At 70.0% G+C, this 2,932-nt stretch carries 3 protein-coding genes; 1 reads left to right on the top strand and 2 read right to left on the bottom strand.

Annotated features, from left to right (window positions below):
* Both ACFU99_RS39595 and ACFU99_RS39590 read right to left on the bottom strand, forming a co-directional pair.
* A partial coding sequence (locus tag ACFU99_RS39595; RefSeq protein WP_384402357.1) for a TetR/AcrR family transcriptional regulator occupies window positions 1-564 on the bottom strand: 564 nt, incomplete at its 3' end.
* Window positions 565-663: 99 nt separating this feature from the next.
* Complete coding sequence (locus tag ACFU99_RS39590; RefSeq protein ID WP_384402354.1) at window positions 664-1,641, bottom strand: diiron oxygenase; 978 nt, start codon at window positions 1,639-1,641, stop codon at window positions 664-666.
* Between the two features lie 158 nt (window positions 1,642-1,799).
* Between ACFU99_RS39590 and ACFU99_RS39585 the strand changes: the two genes are divergently transcribed.
* On the top strand, window positions 1,800-2,927 hold the full coding sequence (locus ACFU99_RS39585; RefSeq protein ID WP_384402351.1) for a ferritin-like domain-containing protein: 1,128 nt from the start codon (window positions 1,800-1,802) through the stop codon (window positions 2,925-2,927).
* The last annotated feature ends 5 nt before the right edge of the window (window positions 2,928-2,932 follow it).

Genomic DNA, 2,932 nt, shown 5'->3' with positions numbered 1-2,932 from the left:
GATCAGGGAGGCCGCCTCGACGGACGTTATCCACGTCCGCACCATCATCCGCAGCCGCGGGCCCGGCTCGGGGACCTGGAGGTGGGTGAGGATCTGGTCGGCGGCGGCCCGCCGCACCTCGTCGACGATCGCGCCCGTACGGGACGTCTCCACGACGCTCCCGCCCTGGAGCAGCGCGCTGAATCCGGCGTCGTGCTCGTCGACGAACGCGAGGTAGCGGTCCAGGGCGGCGGCGAGCCGGTGGGTGAGCGGGCCGGTCTGCGGTACGGCGAAGCACAGTTCCAGCTCGTCGGCCGCGCTGCGCAGCGCGGCCTCGTACAACTGCTGCTTGCCGCCCGGGAAGTAGCGGTAGACCAGCGGCCGGGAGACCTCGGCCGCGGCGGCGACGTCGTCCAACGAGATGTCCTCGGGGGAGCTGTGGGCGAAGAGCCCCAGCGCGGCCGTGATCAGCTGCGCGCGGCGCTCCTCGACGCTGAGCCTGCGGTACGAGCCGCGCGCGACCGTACCCCGCCGCGTACCGTCCGGTCTCGGGTCCAGTTCCTGGGAGGCGCGGCTGTTGCTCATACTCCGCAGCGTAACCGCCATGTGGGGAGGGCGGTCGGGGCGGTGGGGCGAGGGTACGAGCCGGGGTTCGTGTCCACGGGCGGGGCCGGGCCGCGGCGGTCAGGCCAGCAGGCCCGAGCTGCGCCACAGCCGGCGGCCGACGCCGCGCATGACGCCGATCTCGTCCAGGAAGTCGGTGAGCCGCTTCGCGCCCGCCTGCATCACCTCGCGGCGGTGGCCGCTCTCCTTCACCTGCCGCACGGCCTCGCGCCGGTCGAGCCCGACGTTGGTGTAGACCTGCGGGTTGACGAAGGCGATGGAGAAGATCCGCGCCGCCTCGCCCGAGCTGGCGCGGGTCAACTGGGCCTCCCAGCGCGGGCAGGAGACCATCTGGCGGCGCAGCTCCTCGCGCGCGTACCGGACGTGCCGGGCCTCCTCCACGACGTGGATGCGGGTGACGCCGCGGACGATGGTCTGCACGCGCTCGTCGGGGAAGGTGAGCCGCTGCATGTAGTCGAGGATCTCCTCGCCGAGCAGCGTGCACGCGAACGAACCGGGCGTGGTGGAGACGGTCTTCAGGACGCGCGCCAGGTTGTGGTGGAGGCGGGAGACCGGGTACGTGGGGGCGCCGCCCTTGTCGATCATGCGGGCGAACATCTTGGAGTGCCGGCACTCGTCGGCTATCTCGGTGAGCGCGTAGCGGACGTGGGCGCTGGTGACGGGCTTGTCGTAGATGTGCCGGACCAGCAGCTGCATGAGGATGATCTCGAACCAGATGCCGAGGGAGGCGAGCGACGCGGCTTCGTGGCGGGAGAGTTCGAGCCGTTGGTCCTGCGACATCCGGTGCCACATCGGGGTGTCGTAGAGGGAGAGCAGCTCCGGCGGCCAGTACCACTTGCCGTCCTCGGCAGGCGCGTCCCAGTCGAGTTCGGTGTCCGGGTCGAAGGAGTGCTTGGCGGAGGACGCGAGCAGCCGCTCGGCGACCTGTTCGCGGTCCTTGAGGAGGCCGAGCGCGTCCCGCAGGACGGCGACATCGTGCTCGGACGCCTCGGGCGTCTGGGGCCTCTCGGATGCGGTCTGTTGGGAAGCGGTGGTCATGGCTGAGGACACCTCATCGTTGGGTTACCCGCGGTCACCCTCTTATGAGACTGCTTGTCAGCAAGGCCGTCAATCCCCCTCGCGCAACTTGTTGACCCAGCGGTAACGGGCGTGTGAGCCTGCCAACGACCCTTGGTACACGGGACGGGAGGCGCCATATGCCGACGCGGAAGCCGCTGCCACAGGAGTTCGGAGAGCGGAGCTGGGAGGTGCCCGCGAGCGGCGCGGCACGCTTCAGCTGGGAGGCGATGTACCCGGGCCAGGAGGACGGCTCCGGCCGCGAACGGCTCCTCGCCCTCTACCAGAAGGGCAAGGACAAGCAGTGGGACTCGGTCCGGCGCATCGACTGGGACCTGGAAGTGGACCCGTATGACCCGCTCGGCGTCCCCGACGAGAACATGACGATCTACGGCAGCCCGTACTGGGACCGGATGAGCGAGGCGAACCGGGCGGAGCTGCGCCGCCACTTCGGCTCCTGGCAGTTCAGCCAGTTCCTCCACGGTGAGCAGGGCGCGATGGTGTGCGCGGCCCGCATCGTGGAGTCCGCCCCCGACCTGGACGCGAAGTTCTACTCCGCCACCCAGACCATGGACGAGGCGCGGCACGCGGAGGTCTACGGCCGGTTCCTGCATGACAAGGTCGGCATGGTCTACCCCATCAACGACAACCTCCAGGCGCTGCTGGGCGACACGCTGAAGGACTCCCGCTGGGACATGCCGTACCTGGGCATGCAGGTGCTGATCGAGGGGCTCGCGCTCGCCGCCTTCGGCATGCTCCGCGACACCACGGACAAGCCGCTGCCCCGGCAGATCCTCGCCTATGTGATGCAGGACGAGGCCCGGCACGTCGCCTTCGGCCGGATGGCGCTGCGCGACTACTACCGGCAGCTGACGGACGCGGAGCTGCGCGAGCGCGAGGAGTTCGTGATCGAGGGCTGCTATCTGATGCGCGACCGGCTGCGCGGGGAGGAGGTCCTCACCAACTTCGGGATACCCGAGCAGGAGGCCGCCGAGCTGAGCGAGCAGTCCGAGTATCTCCAGCTCTTCCGGAAGCTGCTGTTCAGCCGCATCGTGCCGTGCGTGAAGGACATCGGGCTGTGGGGCGAGCGGTTGCAGCGCGCCTACGCGGACATGGGCGTCTTCGAGCTGGGCGACTCCAGCCTGGATCTGCTGATGGCGCAGGACGAGGAGATCGCGGAGCGGCTGGACGCGCGGCGCTTCGAGGCGGAGGAGGCGGCGCGTACGGCGGAGGTGGCGGAGGCCATCGCGCGGGGCGCGGAAGGGTAGGGGTA

The organism is Streptomyces sp. NPDC057654, assembly GCF_042800135.1.
Lineage (GTDB): Bacteria > Actinomycetota > Actinomycetes > Streptomycetales > Streptomycetaceae > Streptomyces.
Note: the sequence above shows the minus strand (reverse complement) of the source record. Positions and strands in the feature narration are given on the sequence as shown.

Bases quoted from the DNA above. Each gene is read 5' to 3' on its own strand.
- ACFU99_RS39590 (WP_384402354.1), bottom strand. From the start codon at position 1,641: ATGACCACCGCTTCCCAACAGACCGCATCCGAGAGGCCCCAGACGCCC.
- ACFU99_RS39585 (WP_384402351.1), top strand. From the start codon at position 1,800: ATGCCGACGCGGAAGCCGCTGCCACAGGAGTTCGGAGAGCGGAGCTGG.